At 50.2% G+C, this 15,877-nt stretch carries 10 protein-coding genes; 5 read left to right on the top strand and 5 right to left on the bottom strand.

All coding sequences use genetic code 11. The annotated features are described in order from the left end of the window. Positions 1–8 precede the first annotated feature (8 nt). Both ACQ4M4_RS24950 and ACQ4M4_RS24955 read right to left on the bottom strand, forming a co-directional pair. Positions 9–1,199, bottom strand: a complete 1,191-nt coding sequence (locus tag ACQ4M4_RS24950; protein WP_430687190.1) for an ABC transporter substrate-binding protein — start codon at positions 1,197–1,199, stop codon at positions 9–11. A gap of 148 nt (positions 1,200–1,347) precedes the next feature. Continuing rightward, positions 1,348–2,193: a cyclase family protein gene (locus ACQ4M4_RS24955; RefSeq protein WP_430687191.1), complete on the bottom strand. Its 846-nt coding sequence runs from the start codon at positions 2,191–2,193 to the stop codon at positions 1,348–1,350. A 1,404-nt stretch (positions 2,194–3,597) separates the two neighbouring features. Between ACQ4M4_RS24955 and ACQ4M4_RS24960 the strand changes: the two genes are divergently transcribed. The 3 genes from ACQ4M4_RS24960 to ACQ4M4_RS24970 all read left to right on the top strand — a co-directional run bounded on the left by ACQ4M4_RS24960 (position 3,598) and on the right by ACQ4M4_RS24970 (position 6,128). Next, the gene (locus ACQ4M4_RS24960; RefSeq protein WP_430687192.1) at positions 3,598–4,464 is read left to right on the top strand and encodes a DUF488 family protein; all 867 of its coding nucleotides are present in this window, start codon (positions 3,598–3,600) and stop codon (positions 4,462–4,464) included. Further along, positions 4,458–5,285 carry a hypothetical protein gene (locus ACQ4M4_RS24965; RefSeq protein WP_430687193.1) on the top strand — a complete coding sequence of 276 codons (828 nt, stop codon included), beginning with the start codon at positions 4,458–4,460 and terminating at the stop codon, positions 5,283–5,285. Before ACQ4M4_RS24960 ends, ACQ4M4_RS24965 begins: the two co-directional genes overlap by 7 nt. 642 nt (positions 5,286–5,927) lie before the next feature. Beyond that, positions 5,928–6,128, top strand: a complete 201-nt coding sequence (locus tag ACQ4M4_RS24970; protein WP_430687194.1) for a hypothetical protein — start codon at positions 5,928–5,930, stop codon at positions 6,126–6,128. A 96-nt stretch (positions 6,129–6,224) separates the two neighbouring features. Here the strand turns inward: ACQ4M4_RS24970 and ACQ4M4_RS24975 are convergent, their stop codons facing one another. The 3 genes from ACQ4M4_RS24975 to ACQ4M4_RS24985 all read right to left on the bottom strand — a co-directional run bounded on the left by ACQ4M4_RS24975 (position 6,225) and on the right by ACQ4M4_RS24985 (position 10,607). After that, positions 6,225–7,541, bottom strand: a complete 1,317-nt coding sequence (locus ACQ4M4_RS24975; protein WP_430687195.1) for an ATP-dependent DNA helicase — start codon at positions 7,539–7,541, stop codon at positions 6,225–6,227. A gap of 143 nt (positions 7,542–7,684) precedes the next feature. After that, positions 7,685–9,868 (bottom strand): CHASE2 domain-containing protein, encoded by a 2,184-nt coding sequence (locus tag ACQ4M4_RS24980; protein ID WP_430687196.1) that lies wholly within the window; start codon positions 9,866–9,868, stop codon positions 7,685–7,687. Between the two features lie 286 nt (positions 9,869–10,154). After that, entirely contained in the window at positions 10,155–10,607 is a 453-nt protein-coding gene (locus ACQ4M4_RS24985; RefSeq protein ID WP_430687197.1) for a hypothetical protein, read from the bottom strand. A 30-nt stretch (positions 10,608–10,637) separates the two neighbouring features. On the opposite strand from ACQ4M4_RS24985, the gene ACQ4M4_RS24990 reads away from it, so the two are divergent. Both ACQ4M4_RS24990 and ACQ4M4_RS24995 read left to right on the top strand, forming a co-directional pair. Beyond that, complete coding sequence (locus ACQ4M4_RS24990) at positions 10,638–11,510, top strand: shikimate dehydrogenase (protein ID WP_430687198.1); 873 nt, start codon at positions 10,638–10,640, stop codon at positions 11,508–11,510. 364 nt (positions 11,511–11,874) lie between these two features. After that, positions 11,875–15,738 (top strand): PAS domain-containing protein, encoded by a 3,864-nt coding sequence (locus tag ACQ4M4_RS24995; protein WP_430687199.1) that lies wholly within the window; start codon positions 11,875–11,877, stop codon positions 15,736–15,738. The last annotated feature ends 139 nt before the right edge of the window (positions 15,739–15,877 follow it).

A 15,877-nucleotide genomic window follows, 5' to 3' on the forward strand; every position in this document is an offset into this window, starting at 1 on the left:
GCCCGATATCAAGCTGCCTGTCGCAAAATCTCTTTATCCCAGGTAGCAACAATATTATCCCAGTCCTTGAAGTAGGCATCGTAGGGGTAATAGCCGATCTGTTGCAATTGATCTTCCGTAGACGGATACACTTGCTTCCACAAGGGATCTTGAGTAGACACTTTCTGGGCAACTGCCAAACTAGAGGTCATTGACCCAGTTTGGGCAAAGGCCATTTGCATTTCTTCTCCCATCAAGAAGTTAATGGCCTCTTCTGCCAGTTCCTTTTGCTGAGTGCCCGTCGGAATTACCCACATCAGTTGCACAAAGGCCCGATCTGCATCTGGCACAATGGCGGCCAGCTCTGGACTTTGACGCATTGCAATTAACATATCAGGGCTATGCATATTGCCGATGGCACAGTTCTTTTGGCTTAAGTTCAGAGCCATATCCGTTGAAGTTGGCCACCAATATTTCACGCGATCTCGGTTTTCCTTCGCAAATGCGATTACTCCAGCCAGGTTGTTGTCCATTTCTGCTGCCGCTGTCCCAGGCTTACCGTCCTGCTCCACTTTCATGGCAGCAAAGGTGTACAGAGACATATAGAAAGAGTTGTACAGCCCCAAATTGCCATTCACGTCATCGCGCAGTAGGTCAGACCACCCCGTTGGGGTGAAATCGATCAGTTCCTTGTTATAGGCTAAGGTCATGACGGATTCCGGGAAGGTGATCCCGTAGCCATCCGTATACACCCAATTGTTCAAAACCGATGGGCTTAAGTTCTCTTTATTGGGAATTCGAGACATATCAATGGTTTGAAACAAACCTTCCTTAATCGCCGGATAGCCTTGAGTGGCATCTGTAAGGACTAGGTCAAAGGCAGGCTGGCCCGGTGGGGAAGCCTTGAGCTTGGGAATAGAATCCCACCACCCTGGATCGGGGATGACCGTTGCGCCAGTTTTTGTTTGAAATTGAGGCACAAAGGATTCTCGAAAGGCTTTTTCCCAAGCCCCCGAATAGATAAATACCCGTAATGTTTGCCCTGCGAAATCTTGGGTTCCCGTATTGGTTGCAGGTGCAGGTGCAGCCTCACGGGCTGAGTTACTGGTATTTGTGCAACTATGCAACCCAAAACTCAGACCAAAGCCAGCGGCTCCAGCCCAGCCTAAGAAGTGACGCCGGGAAACTCCGGCTCTATTAAACATGGGGTTTGAGGGCATAACTTATACTTTCCTAAATCTGTAACAGGCGACGAGCATTTAATGGGTCGCCAAGCTACTGTGGCTGCTCGGACCGCTCCGAGCAAACATCTCAGACAACATTGATCAGGTTGAAATTTAACTCTTAGGGGCAGTAAGGGAGTTTAGCCTACTGGGAGAAGCGATCCCGAGGCACGATGGCTACAGGACGAACCCACCCCGCACTGCCACCGCGAATTTTGATCGGAAACGCAGCAAAAATAAACCCTGTTGCACAGGGGATAGCTTCCAGGTTTGCTAACTTTTCGAGATGCATGTGTTCGCGATCGCGCCCAGCAAAGTGGGCAGGCAAAAACATTGGATCTTCCTTCTGATATTCCTGTTGCATGGTGTTGTAGGAAACATCCATGGCATAGCCATCAATCCCCACTAACCGTACCCCTTGATCGAGTAAATAGTAAAGCCCCTCCAGGGAAAGCCCCGCCTGGCTTTGCCAGTATTGGTCATCGTCGTTGACATGGGCATCAGCACCGGACCAAATCAAGGGAATCATCCCTGGTTTTAAAGTGACTTCCAGGCGTTCTAGCTCCTGCTTGAGGTCATCTACCGTAATATCTCGACCACCGTGGGAGCGAAAATCTAACCGAACTCCTGGCCCCATGCACCACGATAGTGGCACTTGATCAATGGTTTTAGCAGGTTGCCCTGCAACAGTGGGGCCAAAGTGATAGGGCGCGTCAATGTGATTTCCGGCGTGATCCGTAAGCCATACATGGGTCCAGGCTAAGCCCATAGATTCAGGGAAGTCAGTTCCTTCTAGCTTTTGCTCACGATCTTCACCGCTAAACTTATGGCGATTAAACTGGCTAGCCATAGCTCTTGCCCCATCTGCATGGCTGACGTGCTGGGCTTTATAGGTCCACGGTGCGTAGGCTGCCGCATCTAGGTAAACCCCTAAATCAATAATCTCGAAGGGTTCGTTAAAGACATCAAACATAATTTCTGATTTGCTCATAAAATGCAATCCAACAAGACCAATTCACGGATAAAACTTTGCTGAAGAATCGGGCAAAAATCTTGAAACTCCGTTTCTGTCAGGGCTTACGCAGTTGAATGATGTTTGGAGCGCTAAGCGGTTCAAATATCATTCAACCCCCTAGTTTTTCGGATTAAGTGCATAAGGGCTATCTGTAATGCCGTAGCCGTGCGGTTTCTGAGTTAAGGGCATTATTTTGTGCTCACTTGATAGTTTTACCAAGCACCGCGATAATACCGGAGTAAACCTGGGTCAAAATGAGTACAAGATTAATTTGAATATTCCATATGGAACTTAACAGACGGCTAAGCATTTGCACACTGTTCGTAAGATATGCAGATGAACCAACAGTGTGGAGCCAGATTTCTCTTGGCAAACATCCCATTTACTGTCCATCCTTTTAACTCATTAACTCACTGGTTTTTCCAAAGCGTAGAGTATCTAAAAAATACACATTCGTTTTATTGCGTCTCTATAAGCAATCTTTTAATCTTGAAATAATTTTTGGTTGCTTTTTAACTAAATATTACTATCCATTAATTCATGATTCATTATTTATCGATGGGGTCGTAGAAGTTGAAGCGGGAAATGCACACTGCGAGATCGGCGATCGCACTGTAGCTTTTGGCGATCGCTATCAGGAATCTTTCAAGTTGTGGAGAGTACTCACTCTGTCTAAGAAGCTGAAACCCCTACTAAAAGAAACTTCCCCTGATGGTTACAAGTCGCTCAATCCGCCTTGCTTGAAAGGGTTGAGCCATAGATACCTATCGGCTCACCTGCTAATCTTCAACAAGGGAAAAGAGAGTCGCCCCAAGGATAATATTGGTCGCCCCAATTAGGCTATCGTCTTGGTCTTCTCCCGAAAAGGTGAGGTGCAGACCGCCGCCGACCATTAAGACAGAAATAAGACAGAAAGGATATTGATGCCCCACTTGGAGCATCGTCTCAAGAACATACCAACTTGCCACGGATTCATGTCTTCACCTTCCCCAAAAATTAAGCTTTTGCTAAAGGGAAATGTGAGATTGAACACCATCTAGGTATCGAATCAACTCATCCAATCAGGAATACTGAATACTCATGTACATAGAGGTTTTTCCGACTTTATGCAAGATCTACAGCTAACGGTGAAGTTGTGCGGCGGCAGATAACCTTGAACTCCCACCGATAAGCTCTGTACCGTCCGCACCGACGTAGTGTTGGGCTGCTGCTACCTGCACAGTGGAGAAACAAAAGACGCACCAAAATTTTAACTGGCGGCTAGAATGCTGAGAAGCTTGTGAGGTAAGATGTAAAGCCATCTTAATATCAGGCTGACTCCCAAGACCTTTTATGGGACAATCTTAGTATAAATGAACTATTTGGAGGGCGGTAAATAAGGTGTTGCATCGACAAAAAGCCCTACTGATGATGCTTCAGCAAGTTGGAGGTACAGCTTCTAGCTTGCAAATGATGAAGTGGGCATTTCTGTTGTCCTCTGAAACACCATCGCATGGGGGAAAGACGTTTTACCAATTTATTCCATACCGATACGGACCTTACTCCTTTACTCTCAATCAAGAAACAGATTCGCTCATTCGTAATGGTTTCCTAGAAAGAGAACTTGACAATCGATGGAATCTTACTCCTTTAGGGAAGAGCCTAGAAATAACTTTGCCTAATGATGTGAGCAAAGATATTTACCAAATTTCTAAGATTTACGGAAAGTTTTCTGGACAAGAATTAATCGATCTAATTTATGACAAATATGATTGGTTTACAATCAACAGCGATCTCCCTGGAAGAAGCAAGGGGAAACGTCCAGTTGCAGAAAAGTCTATTTACACTGCTGGTTATGAAGGCAAAACTGTTGATGAGTTTCTAAATCTCCTTATGGAATTTGGTATATCGCGGTTGATTGATGTCCGATACAACCCCATTTCACGCCGATATGGTTTCCACAAAAGTACTCTTTTGCGTCTATGTAGCTCTCTGAGAATAGACTATCAACACCTTCCTGGTTTGGGAATACCAGGCTCAGAACGAGAACATTTAGACTCTGATCGTCAATATACGTCCTTGTTTGAGAATTATCGTTGTAGTCTTCTCTCTCGTGAAAAGGATCTGACTAATGTAAGTAGGTTGTTGAAGTCCGAACCTAGTGTCCTTGTATGCATGGAAGCTAATCCAGAATTTTGCCATCGCAACGTTTTGGCTCAACATCTAACAACTTTAATCAATATGCCGATTAAGCACTTGGGATGTTAGATATGAGTAATCAGGCAATCAGAACTAAAGTTCTTATAACTGTGATGACTTACCCACATCCATCTAGAGGTTATCAAGAACTTGTTTGTACGGCTGGTGTGACTGAGCAGGGCGAATGGGTTCGACTTTATCCAGTAGACTATCGTTACCGACCTAGAAATCAACAATTTCGTAAATATCAGTGGATAGAAGTTGATTTATTCCCGCATGGAGCTGGTAATGATCGGAGGAGAGAAAGCAGGAAGCCGGTTTTAGATACGCTCCGCGTTTTAGGAGAACCACTCTCTACAAAAAATGGATGGAGTGCGCGTCGTCAAATTATTGATCAAGTTCCGATTTATACGGTGAAGCAGTTACGCGAATTGCATGAATCTGAGCATGTATCGCTCGGTATTGTGCAGCCTACAAGAGTAATTGATTTAAAGATTGAACCTGCTGATTCTGAATGGAAATCAGAATGGCAAACTTTATTTGACCAATTGACCCTTTTTGGACCTGTTCAAAAGCCTCTTCGGAAAATACCATACAAGTTCAGTTATGTTTTTGAATGCAATGACAGCCACAAACCCCACAATGCCATGATTGAGGACTGGGAATTAGGGGTGCTTTGGCTGAATGAAGTGGCTCGTTTGGGTAATGAAGAGCAAGCAGCTTTGAGCGTTCGCCGCAAGTTTCTGGACGAGCTATGTAACGAGAGCAAAGATACCCGTTTCTTTATGGGTACAGTATTTCCATACAATACGTGGGTTGTACTCGGTGTTTTTTGGCCACCTAAACCAAACAACTCGCAACCAGAAGTGGTTCAAGGAACTCTATTTTGAGGTATTGACAAATGGGTCGGCTCCAAATTTTCAATGCTGCACCATTATGCTCAAAGTACTGCCCCAACCGAAATACGAAGCAGCCCAACTCTATGTAGACAGATCGGATCTGTCTAATTCTTCTGCATGAGGGATGTAGGCAGATTTAGATCTGTCTAAGTGGCCCGTATAGGGGATATAGACAGATCAGTGTCAGCCTATATCTCCAAAATGGCAATTAAAGCAGACGCAGTTCTGTCTAAAACCTGACAAAAGTGGAATTAGACAGAATCCTAACATTGCGCCAAAAGTTGAGCCTTGTTCGTTCAACATTTTTCTGTAAGCATGTGAACAGTGCCAAAAGATCAAGAATTCATAACAAAATGCTGAGGGGTACTTGTGTTCTCTTGGCGTTTTGTTTTATTGTGTGCGATACCGGAAATTTGTTCCGGTGATTTAACCAAAGACAGGCTTAAGGTGAGGACGCTGATTAGGAGTGTTGGTCGCACTGCCTAACCAGCTAACCTAACTCTCTGGGGTCGCAGAGGGCTAGGCTGGATCGATTTTATCGTTTCACCTCGCTAATGCTACATAAGTGGTTGGGTACCACGCCTTAAGCTTTTCTTCTCCACACATCTTCATTGCATTAGCGAGGAACAGAATATGACATCGGAGTTTAACGAGCTGGTGCCTGTGCCCCAGCCCGAAAAGCCGCAGATTTGGATTATCGGTACGCGAGAGCAAGTCGTTCACATCATGAACGAGCTGGTTGTAAAACAGGTGGTGCACGACCGAGTGAAGTTCACCCCCATCATTCCCGCACCGTTTGCGAATGGCAAAGTCATGACTGTGCTGGTGCGATAGGCTGAGTCCGATCACGATCGCCCGAATCAAGATTTGGATAGGGTGAATGCAAACGTGCGATCGCCCATCCAGATCTTGATAAATTCGCAACATGAATTAGCACACGAACAATCGTTTAGATGCTCGCGTGACTGCAACGTACAACAATTGGTTCCGTTCGCGAATATTCTTATTGATCAACGCATTGGGAATATCCACGAATACATTTTGGAACGTAGAACCCTGAGATTTGTGAATCGTCAGGCAATAGGCATAGCTCAAGTTGGCGAATAGATTTTTTAAATCCCAAAACTCTTGCCAACGCTTTTCTTCGGCATAGAGCTTGAGCAGCTTGTCGTACTCGCCCTGGCTGGCTTCGTGGAGCACATGGAGCGATCGCAAATAGCCATCATCTGTCATCACCTGTAGCGTCCACACCTGCCACGGCCCATAGGTCGAGGCGCCCACATCCAGCACCTCACACTCTGCCGACGTTTGCATCAGCAGCGCATCGCCTGCAAAGCATGGGCTGTTGGCCACCAGCCGTTCGCCTGCCACAAAGCGGGGCACCGCAGGCCCATAAATCGCAGAGCGAATGGTGTGGTTGAGCGCATCGACGCGGCGGTTGGTATAAGCCAGCGCCCGCACATAGTCGGGATCGGCCTTGTAGGCATCGCTTTGAAAGGCGCGAATCAACAGTTTTTCCCAGTCCAAACGGTTGGCGACAATCACCCCCTCAGTGCGATCGCCATTGGCCTCCGTTTTGAACTGGGGCAGGTATGCCGACTCCAAATTGTTGCGAATGGACTCGGCCAGCAGAGCGATCGCCCCACCGTAGCGCACCACCATCGTTAAATCGGAGCGATCGGCGATGGATTGGAAGACTTGAGATTCTGGCTCACCAATGGGCGGTAGCTGTGCCACATCTCCCACAAACAAGAGCTGCGTTTTGGACAGTAGATCCATCACCTGCATCGCCAACAGGCTCCACATCTCTGCATTAATCATCGACGCTTCATCGACGACGACGAGCTGGTAGCGATCGATGTGGTTTTCGCTATCGCGATCGGGACGAAACACCTGCTTGCCCGTGGTCACATCAATATCGGGACGCAGCCCCAGCAGTTTGCAACAGGTCATGCAGTCGATATTCAGTTCCCACTGCGAGGCCATGTTCTCCAAAACTTTTGTGGCCTTGTTGCTGAAGGCGGTGAACACAATTTTGCGCTTGTCGCCTTCGGCCCGCATGCGTTTGATCAGCGCTTGCAGCAGAGTTGTTTTGCCGGTGCCTGCGTACCCCGTCAATAAATAGAAGCGATCGCGACTTTGGGTAAAGGCTTCGAGCGCACGCAACGCCTTGCGCTGCTGGCGGTTGAGGCGAATACCCGGCAGCACTTCGGCGATCGATCGATGTTTGGCGAGGGAGGAGGACAAGGGTGCAGGAGACGAGTGGAGGGCGCAGGCTAGAACAAACGTTTTACCTCATCATAGGGGCTGATGGCGAAGGGTTTCAAATCGGGGTGAAATTTATTTCTAACATAGGGATCTGTTGGGGCTGAGTTGTACGGTCTGCATGCCTATCGGGGGCGCGATCGCGTCAGGGGAGCCGTTGTCGCTCCCCACCAGAGTGCGGTCATCTCTTGCTGTTCCCGTGATTCGGCATAGGCGCGGTAGACGGACACGCCGCCTATGGATAGCACCAGGGCGATCGCCGGAGTCACCAAAGGAACCCAGCCACCTGCTGCAAAGGTGGCGACACCGGCCCCTGCCAAGCCACCCACGCCCACTACCAATCCACCTACCAGCACTGCCGGATGCCGCTGCACCCAGGCGATTGTGCTGCCCGTCACCGTACAGCCAATCAGAATGATCAATTCTGCCCAGTCGGAAATAGCCCAGGGCACCGCCTCCCCATCCAACACTGTGGTCAACAGTTGGCTGGTCATGGCGGCGTGAACCATCACCCCTGGCATTTGGTGTTCGCTGTCCTGCCCAGCGCTGTAGGGCGTGTAGAACAAGTCTTTGGCGCTGGGGGCAGTTGTGCCAATGAGAATGATGCGATCGCTCACCTGCTCGGGGGTAAGGGTGCCGCTGAGCACGTCCGATAGGGAAACCATTTCGGCGGGCTGGTTGGAGCGATAGCGCAGCATGATTTGGTAGCCCTGGGCATCGGTGGGTTGGTACCCGCCAAAGGTGGCTTCCAGTGGGGGAAAGGTGCGATCGCCAACCACCATGGTTCCTGGATTTTCCTGGCTATCCTGCGGGGTCATGTTGGCTTTTGCCAAGTATTGCAGCGCCAGCCGCGCCGAAAAGGAATACATTGGCGTATCGCCCACCGTTGCAAACATCAGATTTCGCCGCACCACATTGTCGGCATCCAGGGTGAGATCGTTAAACCCCACCTGCTGATCGGGCACACCGGGCGGAGGCGGCACTTGATTGGTGGTGGTGTTGCCAATTTGAGTAATGGCGATGACGTTGTTGGCGGCAAACTGTTGCAGCAGTTGTTCTCGTCCGGGGTCTTGGGGCAGGTCGCGCAGCAGATCGAGGCCAATCAGGCGGGGTTGCAGGAGTTGCAGGTTGGCGATCGCTTCGGCAATGGAGGCATCCGATGGGGTGGCTCGCTGTAGGGCTTGCAGATCGGCTTCGGTAATGCCCACCACCAGCAATCGCGGATCGGGCGGTTGTTCTGGCTGCAGCCGGACGAGCTGATCATAAGCCGCCAGTTCCCACGATTCTGTCCAGCCCAAATAGCGCGCCCCTACAAACAGACCACTCACGGCCAACGATGCGATCGCCACCGTTTTCAGTCCTTCTTGCAACCGCTGCTGCCAACTTTTGGGTGGCACAGTTGGCTGAGTTTGCAATTGTTTGAACAGAGCCTCTGGCAGTAGCAGCTCCGACAGCTCAATCTCTGACGGAATTTCGGTTGTACTGGTGGGCAAGTCGCCCAGCCGTCCTAGCGCATGCAGCACATCGGTTGCCGACTGGTAGCGCTGCATGTAGTCATACCGCACCATCCGATCCAAAATGAAGGCAAGTCCTGGGCTGGCGGTGGCGTGACTGTGCCACTGGACTTCCTGGGTGAGTTCATCATCTGGCAGGCGAGCCGGGGGAATGCCCGTCAGCGCTTGAATCACCGTCATGCCCAAAGCATAAATGTCGCTACAGTAGCGGGGCTTGCCCATGAGCTGTTCGCTGGGGGTATAGCCCTGGGTGCCAATGCCCACCGTCAGGTTAGTTTTGCCCGACATGCCGGTCATTTGAGTTTGAATTTCTTTGACGGCCCCAAAGTCAATCAGCACAATGCAGCCATCTTGCTTGCGCCGAATCAGGTTTCCGGGTTTGATGTCGCGATGAATGACTTGGTTCTGATGAACAAATTGCAGGACGGTCAGCACATCTTTTAGGATGGCGATCGCCTCATCTTCAGTCAGCCGCGATCGCCGCGAAAACTCTTCGGCCAGCGAGATGCCTTCAATTAACTCCTGAACCAGATAAAACTCTTTATTCTCTTCAAACGAGTCAAAAAAATCGGGAATTTGGTCGTGTTGACCCAACAGCCGCAGCATATTGACTTCGGTGTCAAACAATCGCCGTGCAACTTCCAAAAACTTGGTTTCGCGGCTGCTCGGCTGAAACTGCTTCACCACGCACTGGCGATGCCCTTGGGTATCTTCTGCCAAAAAGGTTTGCCCAAAGCCACCCGCCCCAAGGCTGGTTAAAATTTTGTATCGTCCCGCAAGCAGCGTTCCCAACATGAGCAGTGTGGTCGGCGTGATGTACTGATTCTATAGCAACCGTTTCGCTCGCAACTGTGATGAAGGGTTAGACCTGGCTCAAGGCAACACTCTACAGAACCTAGATTCACAGCGCCAAGCTCGACCGGATCGAGCTACTGGATCTAGATGATTCAAATCGCCTCGACTACTGTGCACCATCACCGAAACTGGATTTCGGTGTGTGAAACCACGGGCTGAATGTGGCAAGAGTTGAGTTGGTCAACCTAGCCCAATTGCCTTAGCCGCACACCCAACTCTAAGCCCGTTAGCTGGCCTTGCGGTAGGCCGTTTCAAAAGCTGGAGCTTTGGTCGGTTGAGGGGATGCGGGCAGAGCTGCGGGCAAGATTGCGGGCGGTGTCGCAGGCAATGCGGATGAGGGAGACTTTGCCGTCGCGTGAGATGCTGCCGAGCTAGTACCCGCGACCTGAGATAAGGGACGGTTGGCAGGGATCGGGTGAGTATTTGGCTGGCTGGAACTGAACTGGCTGGTTTGAAACTGCTGTATCGTAGCCCGAATCGCATCCAGCTTGGCGGTCAAGCCTTGGGTATGAGTGGTGAGTGTGGTTAGCTCATGTTCTAGCTGGTGCAGCTCGGTGTCGATTGTGTTGACGTTGAGTGCTAAAGTCTGAAGTTTAGATTTAAGCTGCTGGGTGTGCGTTTCCAGGCGTTGGCCGGTGGACTGCATCTGCACAGCAGTGGATGCAAAAACGTTTTTCATGATCTCAAGCTTCCTGGTTGTTACACTCTCATGATTACTGGATCCACAAAATTGCTGGGCGTTATCGGATATCCTGTGGAACATTCGTTATCGCCGATGATGCACAATGCTGCGATCGCCCAGATGGGCATAAATTATCTTTACGTGCCGCTTCCGGTTAAACCGGAGAATTTAGCCGATGCAATGCGGGGCTTTGAGGCGATCGGTCTTGTTGGGTTTAACGCCACCATTCCCCACAAGCAGGCCATCATACCCTTGCTAACCAGCGTGAGCGATCTGGCCCAGGCCGTGGGTGCCGTTAACACCGTTTGCCGTACCGAACAAGGCTGGATGGGCACCAATACCGATGTGCAAGGATTTTTGGCTCCGCTGCAAGGCATTACACGCGACTGGGCCAATGCCGAAGTGGTGGTGCTTGGCAATGGTGGTGCCGCGCGGGCGGTGGTGGCGGGCTGTGCCCAGTTGGGGGTTGGGCACGTGCATGTGGTAGGGCGACAACTAGAAAAAGTGCAGGCGTTTCAAACGAGCTGGCACGAGTCTCCGCTGAAGGTGGCGATCTCCGCCCATGGGTGGAATGCGATCGATGCGCTGTTGCCCAATGCCTCGTTAATTGTGAACACAACGCCCATTGGCATGTATCCGCATGGCAATGCATCGCCGCTGAGCCAACATCAGCTGGCAAAACTATCTCCCGGAGCGATCGCCTACGATCTCATCTACACTCCGCGACCCACCCAGTTTTTGCAAGATGCCCAGGCTGTGGGAGCGATCGCCCTGGATGGCTTGGAAATGCTGGTGCAGCAGGGAGCCGCCGCGCTGGAACTGTGGACTCAGCAGCCTGCTCCAGTGAATATCATGCGCGCCACCCTTGAGCAGCACTTGGCCCAACGCATGGGGCATTGATCCAATTGACCCAACTTGACCCAATCAACAATCCAAGCCCGCTGGCTCATCGTGCGATGCCTAAACGTTTGATGACTGAAACGTTCGATAGCTAAAAATTTGATGGCTAAAAATTCGATGACTCAACGTTCGATAGCTAAACGTTTGAAGTTTGATGTCTAAACGTTCGCGTTCAGGAATTTCATGTCTAAAAGGTGAATGAATGTAATCTGAGGGCGATCGCACGCGATTCCTGCAGCTGTCTATGCGCCAACATGCTCAACCTCTCAGTGCAAGCTGCTGAATTGGCCAGCGTGATTATGCGTTTCAACGGCAGAACGGGAACCCTGTATGCATGTTCGAGTCCGACTAGCCAACGATATCTATGCAGGCACCATCTTCCAATCCGGAAATCCACCTTCTTCATCAGCGTATTCGCGAACTAGAAGCCGCCTGTCAGCTAGAACGACAACGCTACGATGCTGTGGCACAAGAGCAGTGTGCCTTGCTGGAGTGGATTCAGCGATCGCCACTGCCCACGCTCGAAACCGACACGAACCTCACCATTACCCTGTGGAACCCCGCCGCCGAACATGCCTTTGGCTACCCCCAGCATGACGTAATTGGGCGATCGCTACTGGATGTTATTCATACGGATCACCATGCCGAGTTGGATGCGCTCATTCCAATCTTGCAAAGTTTGCAATCTCCCACCCGCTGTCTCCCAACAACGCTGGTTGTTCAAACCCAGTCAGCCCAGTCGATTTCCTGCACGTGGCACAGCACCTATCGCACCGGGGGCGATCGCTGGCAGCTCATGTTGCAGCCTCAGGACACCCAAGTCGAACCTGTTCCCAGCGGGGCTGTAGCCTGTCAAACCTCCAATGCACTCCTCCAGCTTGTGTTGGATACCTTGCCGCAGCGCGTATTTTGGAAAGATGTCAACCTGCGCTATCTAGGAGGGAACAAGCTGTTTGCGCAGGACGCAGGGCTTGACTCACCAGACGCGTTGATTGGCCTTACGGACTTTGATGTGTCGTGGGGCAATGCAGCGATCGCTTATCAAGCACACGACCGGGATGTGCTTGCCAGCAACGCACCCAAAATGAACTACGAAGAGCAAATGACCTATGCCGATGGCAGCCTGCGCTGGGTCAAAACGAGTAAACTTCCGTTGCGCAATGAGCAAGGAGAAGTAATTGGGGTATTTGGCACCTACGAGGATGTCACTCAGCAACGCCAAATTGAGATCGCGCTGCAACAGCGCGAAGAATTTTTACGCAGCATTTATGACGGTACGGCGGAAATCATGTTTGCCGTGAACTACACCGAGTCAGGTGAGTTTCGCTACGAAAGCTTTAACCTGGCCTGTGAACGGTTTACCCAAGTAACCACTGCCGAGGCTTTTGGTAAAACACCAATCGAAACGTTTGGTGAAACAATGGGCAACCATGTGCAGCGCAACTACGAACGCTGTATTGCGGCTGACGCACCGATTACCTATGAGGAAAAAGTTCAGTTCACCCATTCGATCGAGTGGACGATGACAACCCTCTCTCCTTTGCGGGATTCGACTGGGCGCATTTTTCGCCTGGTTGGTACGGCGAGCATTATCACGGATCGCAAGCAAACCGAAGCGGAGTTGGAGCGATCGCAAGAGATGCTGCGCTTGGTGATCGACAACATTCCCCAACGGGTGATGTGGAAAGATCGGAACTCGGTATATCTAGGCTGTAACCAAAGCCACGCCAAGCTGACCGGTTTTGTTCATCCCAACGCCATTGTGGGCAAAACAGACTTTGATCTGCCATGGCTGAGTGAACAGGCGGCAGCCTATCGAGAAGAAGATCAGCAATTGATGGAATCCGATACACCGTTGTATCGCATCGTAGAGCCGCAGCGGTTATCCAGTGGTGAGTTGCGCTGGGTAGAGGCCAACAAAATTCCCATTCACGATGCGCAGGGTGAGGTTGCTGGACTGTTGATTACGCTAGAAGACATTACCGAGCGCAAGCAAGCCGAAGAGGCGCTAAAAGCATCCGCCCAAGATTTGCGCACCTTGTTCAACTCAATTCACGATGCCATCTTTATTCACGATCTGGATCTAACGCTGCTGGACGTGAATACCAAAATGCTGGAGATGTTTGGCGTTAGCTACGACGAAGCGCTAACCATGTCGATCGTGGAGGATTACTCCAGCGCCGATAACCCGTTTGATGATCTGCCGCCGCTGTGGCAACGAGTACTGGATGGTGAAACCTGTCAGTTTGCATGGCGGGTCAAACGTCCCCATGATGGAACGGTGTTTGATGTGGAAGTTGTGTTGCAGCGGGTGTCGTTGAGCAATCGCTCGGTGGTGCTGGCCAATGTGCGTGATATTAGCGATCGCAAACGAGCGCAAGAAGCTGTGCAACAATCTCAAGAAATGTTGCAGTTGGTGATTGACACTATGCCCCAACGCATTTTTTGGAAAGACAAAGATTTGGTGTATTTGGGGTGCAATATCAGTCAGGCTAAGTTTTCTGGATTGTCACATCCAAAGCAAATTGTGGGCTTGAGCGATTATGACTTGCCCGAAGTTGGCGATCGCGCTGAGCGATATCGAGCGCGCGATCGCCAAGTTTTAGCGGCCAATCGAACGGAGCACGCGATTTATGAAACCGTGGATGAAGTAACGCAGCAGGCGCAATGGATTGCGGTCAACAAAATTCCGCTCCACGACTCGCAGGGAAATGTTATGGGCCTGCTGGGCATGGTTGAAGACATTACCGAGCGCAAGCAGACCGAAGCCGCCTTGTTGCAATCGGCTGAGCAATTGCAACAGCAGGCACAGCACGAGCGCCTGATCAACCAGCTCATTGGCCAAATTCGCAACTCGTTAGATATTCAACAAATTTTGCGGGTGGCTGTGCATGAAATGCGTGTTGTTCTTGGTATTGATAGTTGCATGTTTGCCTGGTATCAGCCCGAAGCTGACCCTCCCTACTGGGATGTGGTGGAGGAATCGTGCTTTATCGATATGCCGCGATTGCTGGGATCTCATGTGCCCAATGCTCACATCGAGCCGATTTCGGATGTGGTGCTCCAGGGCGAAATTGTACGGGTGGATGACACCTTTACGCTGAGCGATCGCAAAGCTCGCGTGTTCTACCAACGCTTGGGGTATCGCGCAAGCTTGGCATTGCCCGTATGCACGCATTCTGGCGCTGTTGGCGTTCTGGGCTGTAGTTCGCGCTCTGGCCCACGGATCTGGCTTGATGATGAGGTGGAACTGGTGCAAACCGTGGTCGATCAGCTAGTGATTGCGCTGAACCAGGCCGAACTGTACGACCAAAGCCGCACCAAAGCCCAAGAACTTCAGGCTACGCTGCAAGAACTCCAACGCACCCAAACTCACCTTATTCAAAGCGAAAAAATGTCCTCTCTTGGCCAACTGGTGGCCGGAGTTGCCCATGAAATTAATAATCCGGTGAACTTTATTTCGGGCAACCTCAACTACGCTAGCGACTACACCCAAGATCTGTTGCGATTAATTGAGCTTTATCGCAAGCATTACCCCGCCGCCCATCCCGAAATTCAAGAAGAGGCAGATGCGGTTGATCTGGACTTTTTGATGGAGGATTTGCCCAAGCTGTTGAACTCGATGCGAGTCGGTTCAGAACGCATTCAGGCGATCGTTGCTTCATTGCGTACCTTCTCGCGTATGGATGAAGCAGAATTCAAAGCAGTAGATATTCATGAAGGAATTGATAGCACCCTCATGATTTTGCAGAATCGACTTAAGGCAAAGTCAAATCGACCCGCCATTGAAGTGATGCGCGAATACCATGAGTTACCGCTTGTAGAATGCTATGCGGGACAGTTGAATCAGGTCTTTATGAACATTCTGAGCAACGCAATTGATGCTCTGGAAGAACGGGATGAAGAGCGATCGCTCGATGAGATTACGAACAATCCCAGCCATCTTTGGATTAAGACTGAAATGATTCAAGAAACCGTTGCATCAGGAACTGTAGAGTCAAAAGTTAAGATTCACATTGCTGATAACGGTCCAGGTATTTCAAGCAAAAATTTACAACGCTTGTTTGATCCATTTTTTACAACCAAACCGGTTGGTCAAGGAACAGGAATGGGACTATCCATTAGTTACCAAATTGTGACCGAACGACATGGTGGAACTCTGGAATGTATCTCCAGTCCTGGGCAAGGTGCAGAATTCATCATCACAATCCCGATTCAGCAAATCTGATGCAATGCATCTTCCTTGAGGTAGCGTTGGCGATACCACACACATCCACATGGCAAGAAAAAAGGGAGCGATCGCTCCCTAATCTCTAAAATCAGAATTGATATCAAGCAAATCGTTAACGTTGCTATCTCAGAAGCTA

The organism is Leptolyngbya sp. AN02str (assembly GCF_050565595.1).
Taxonomy (GTDB): Bacteria; Cyanobacteriota; Cyanobacteriia; order Elainellales; family Elainellaceae; genus Kaiparowitsia.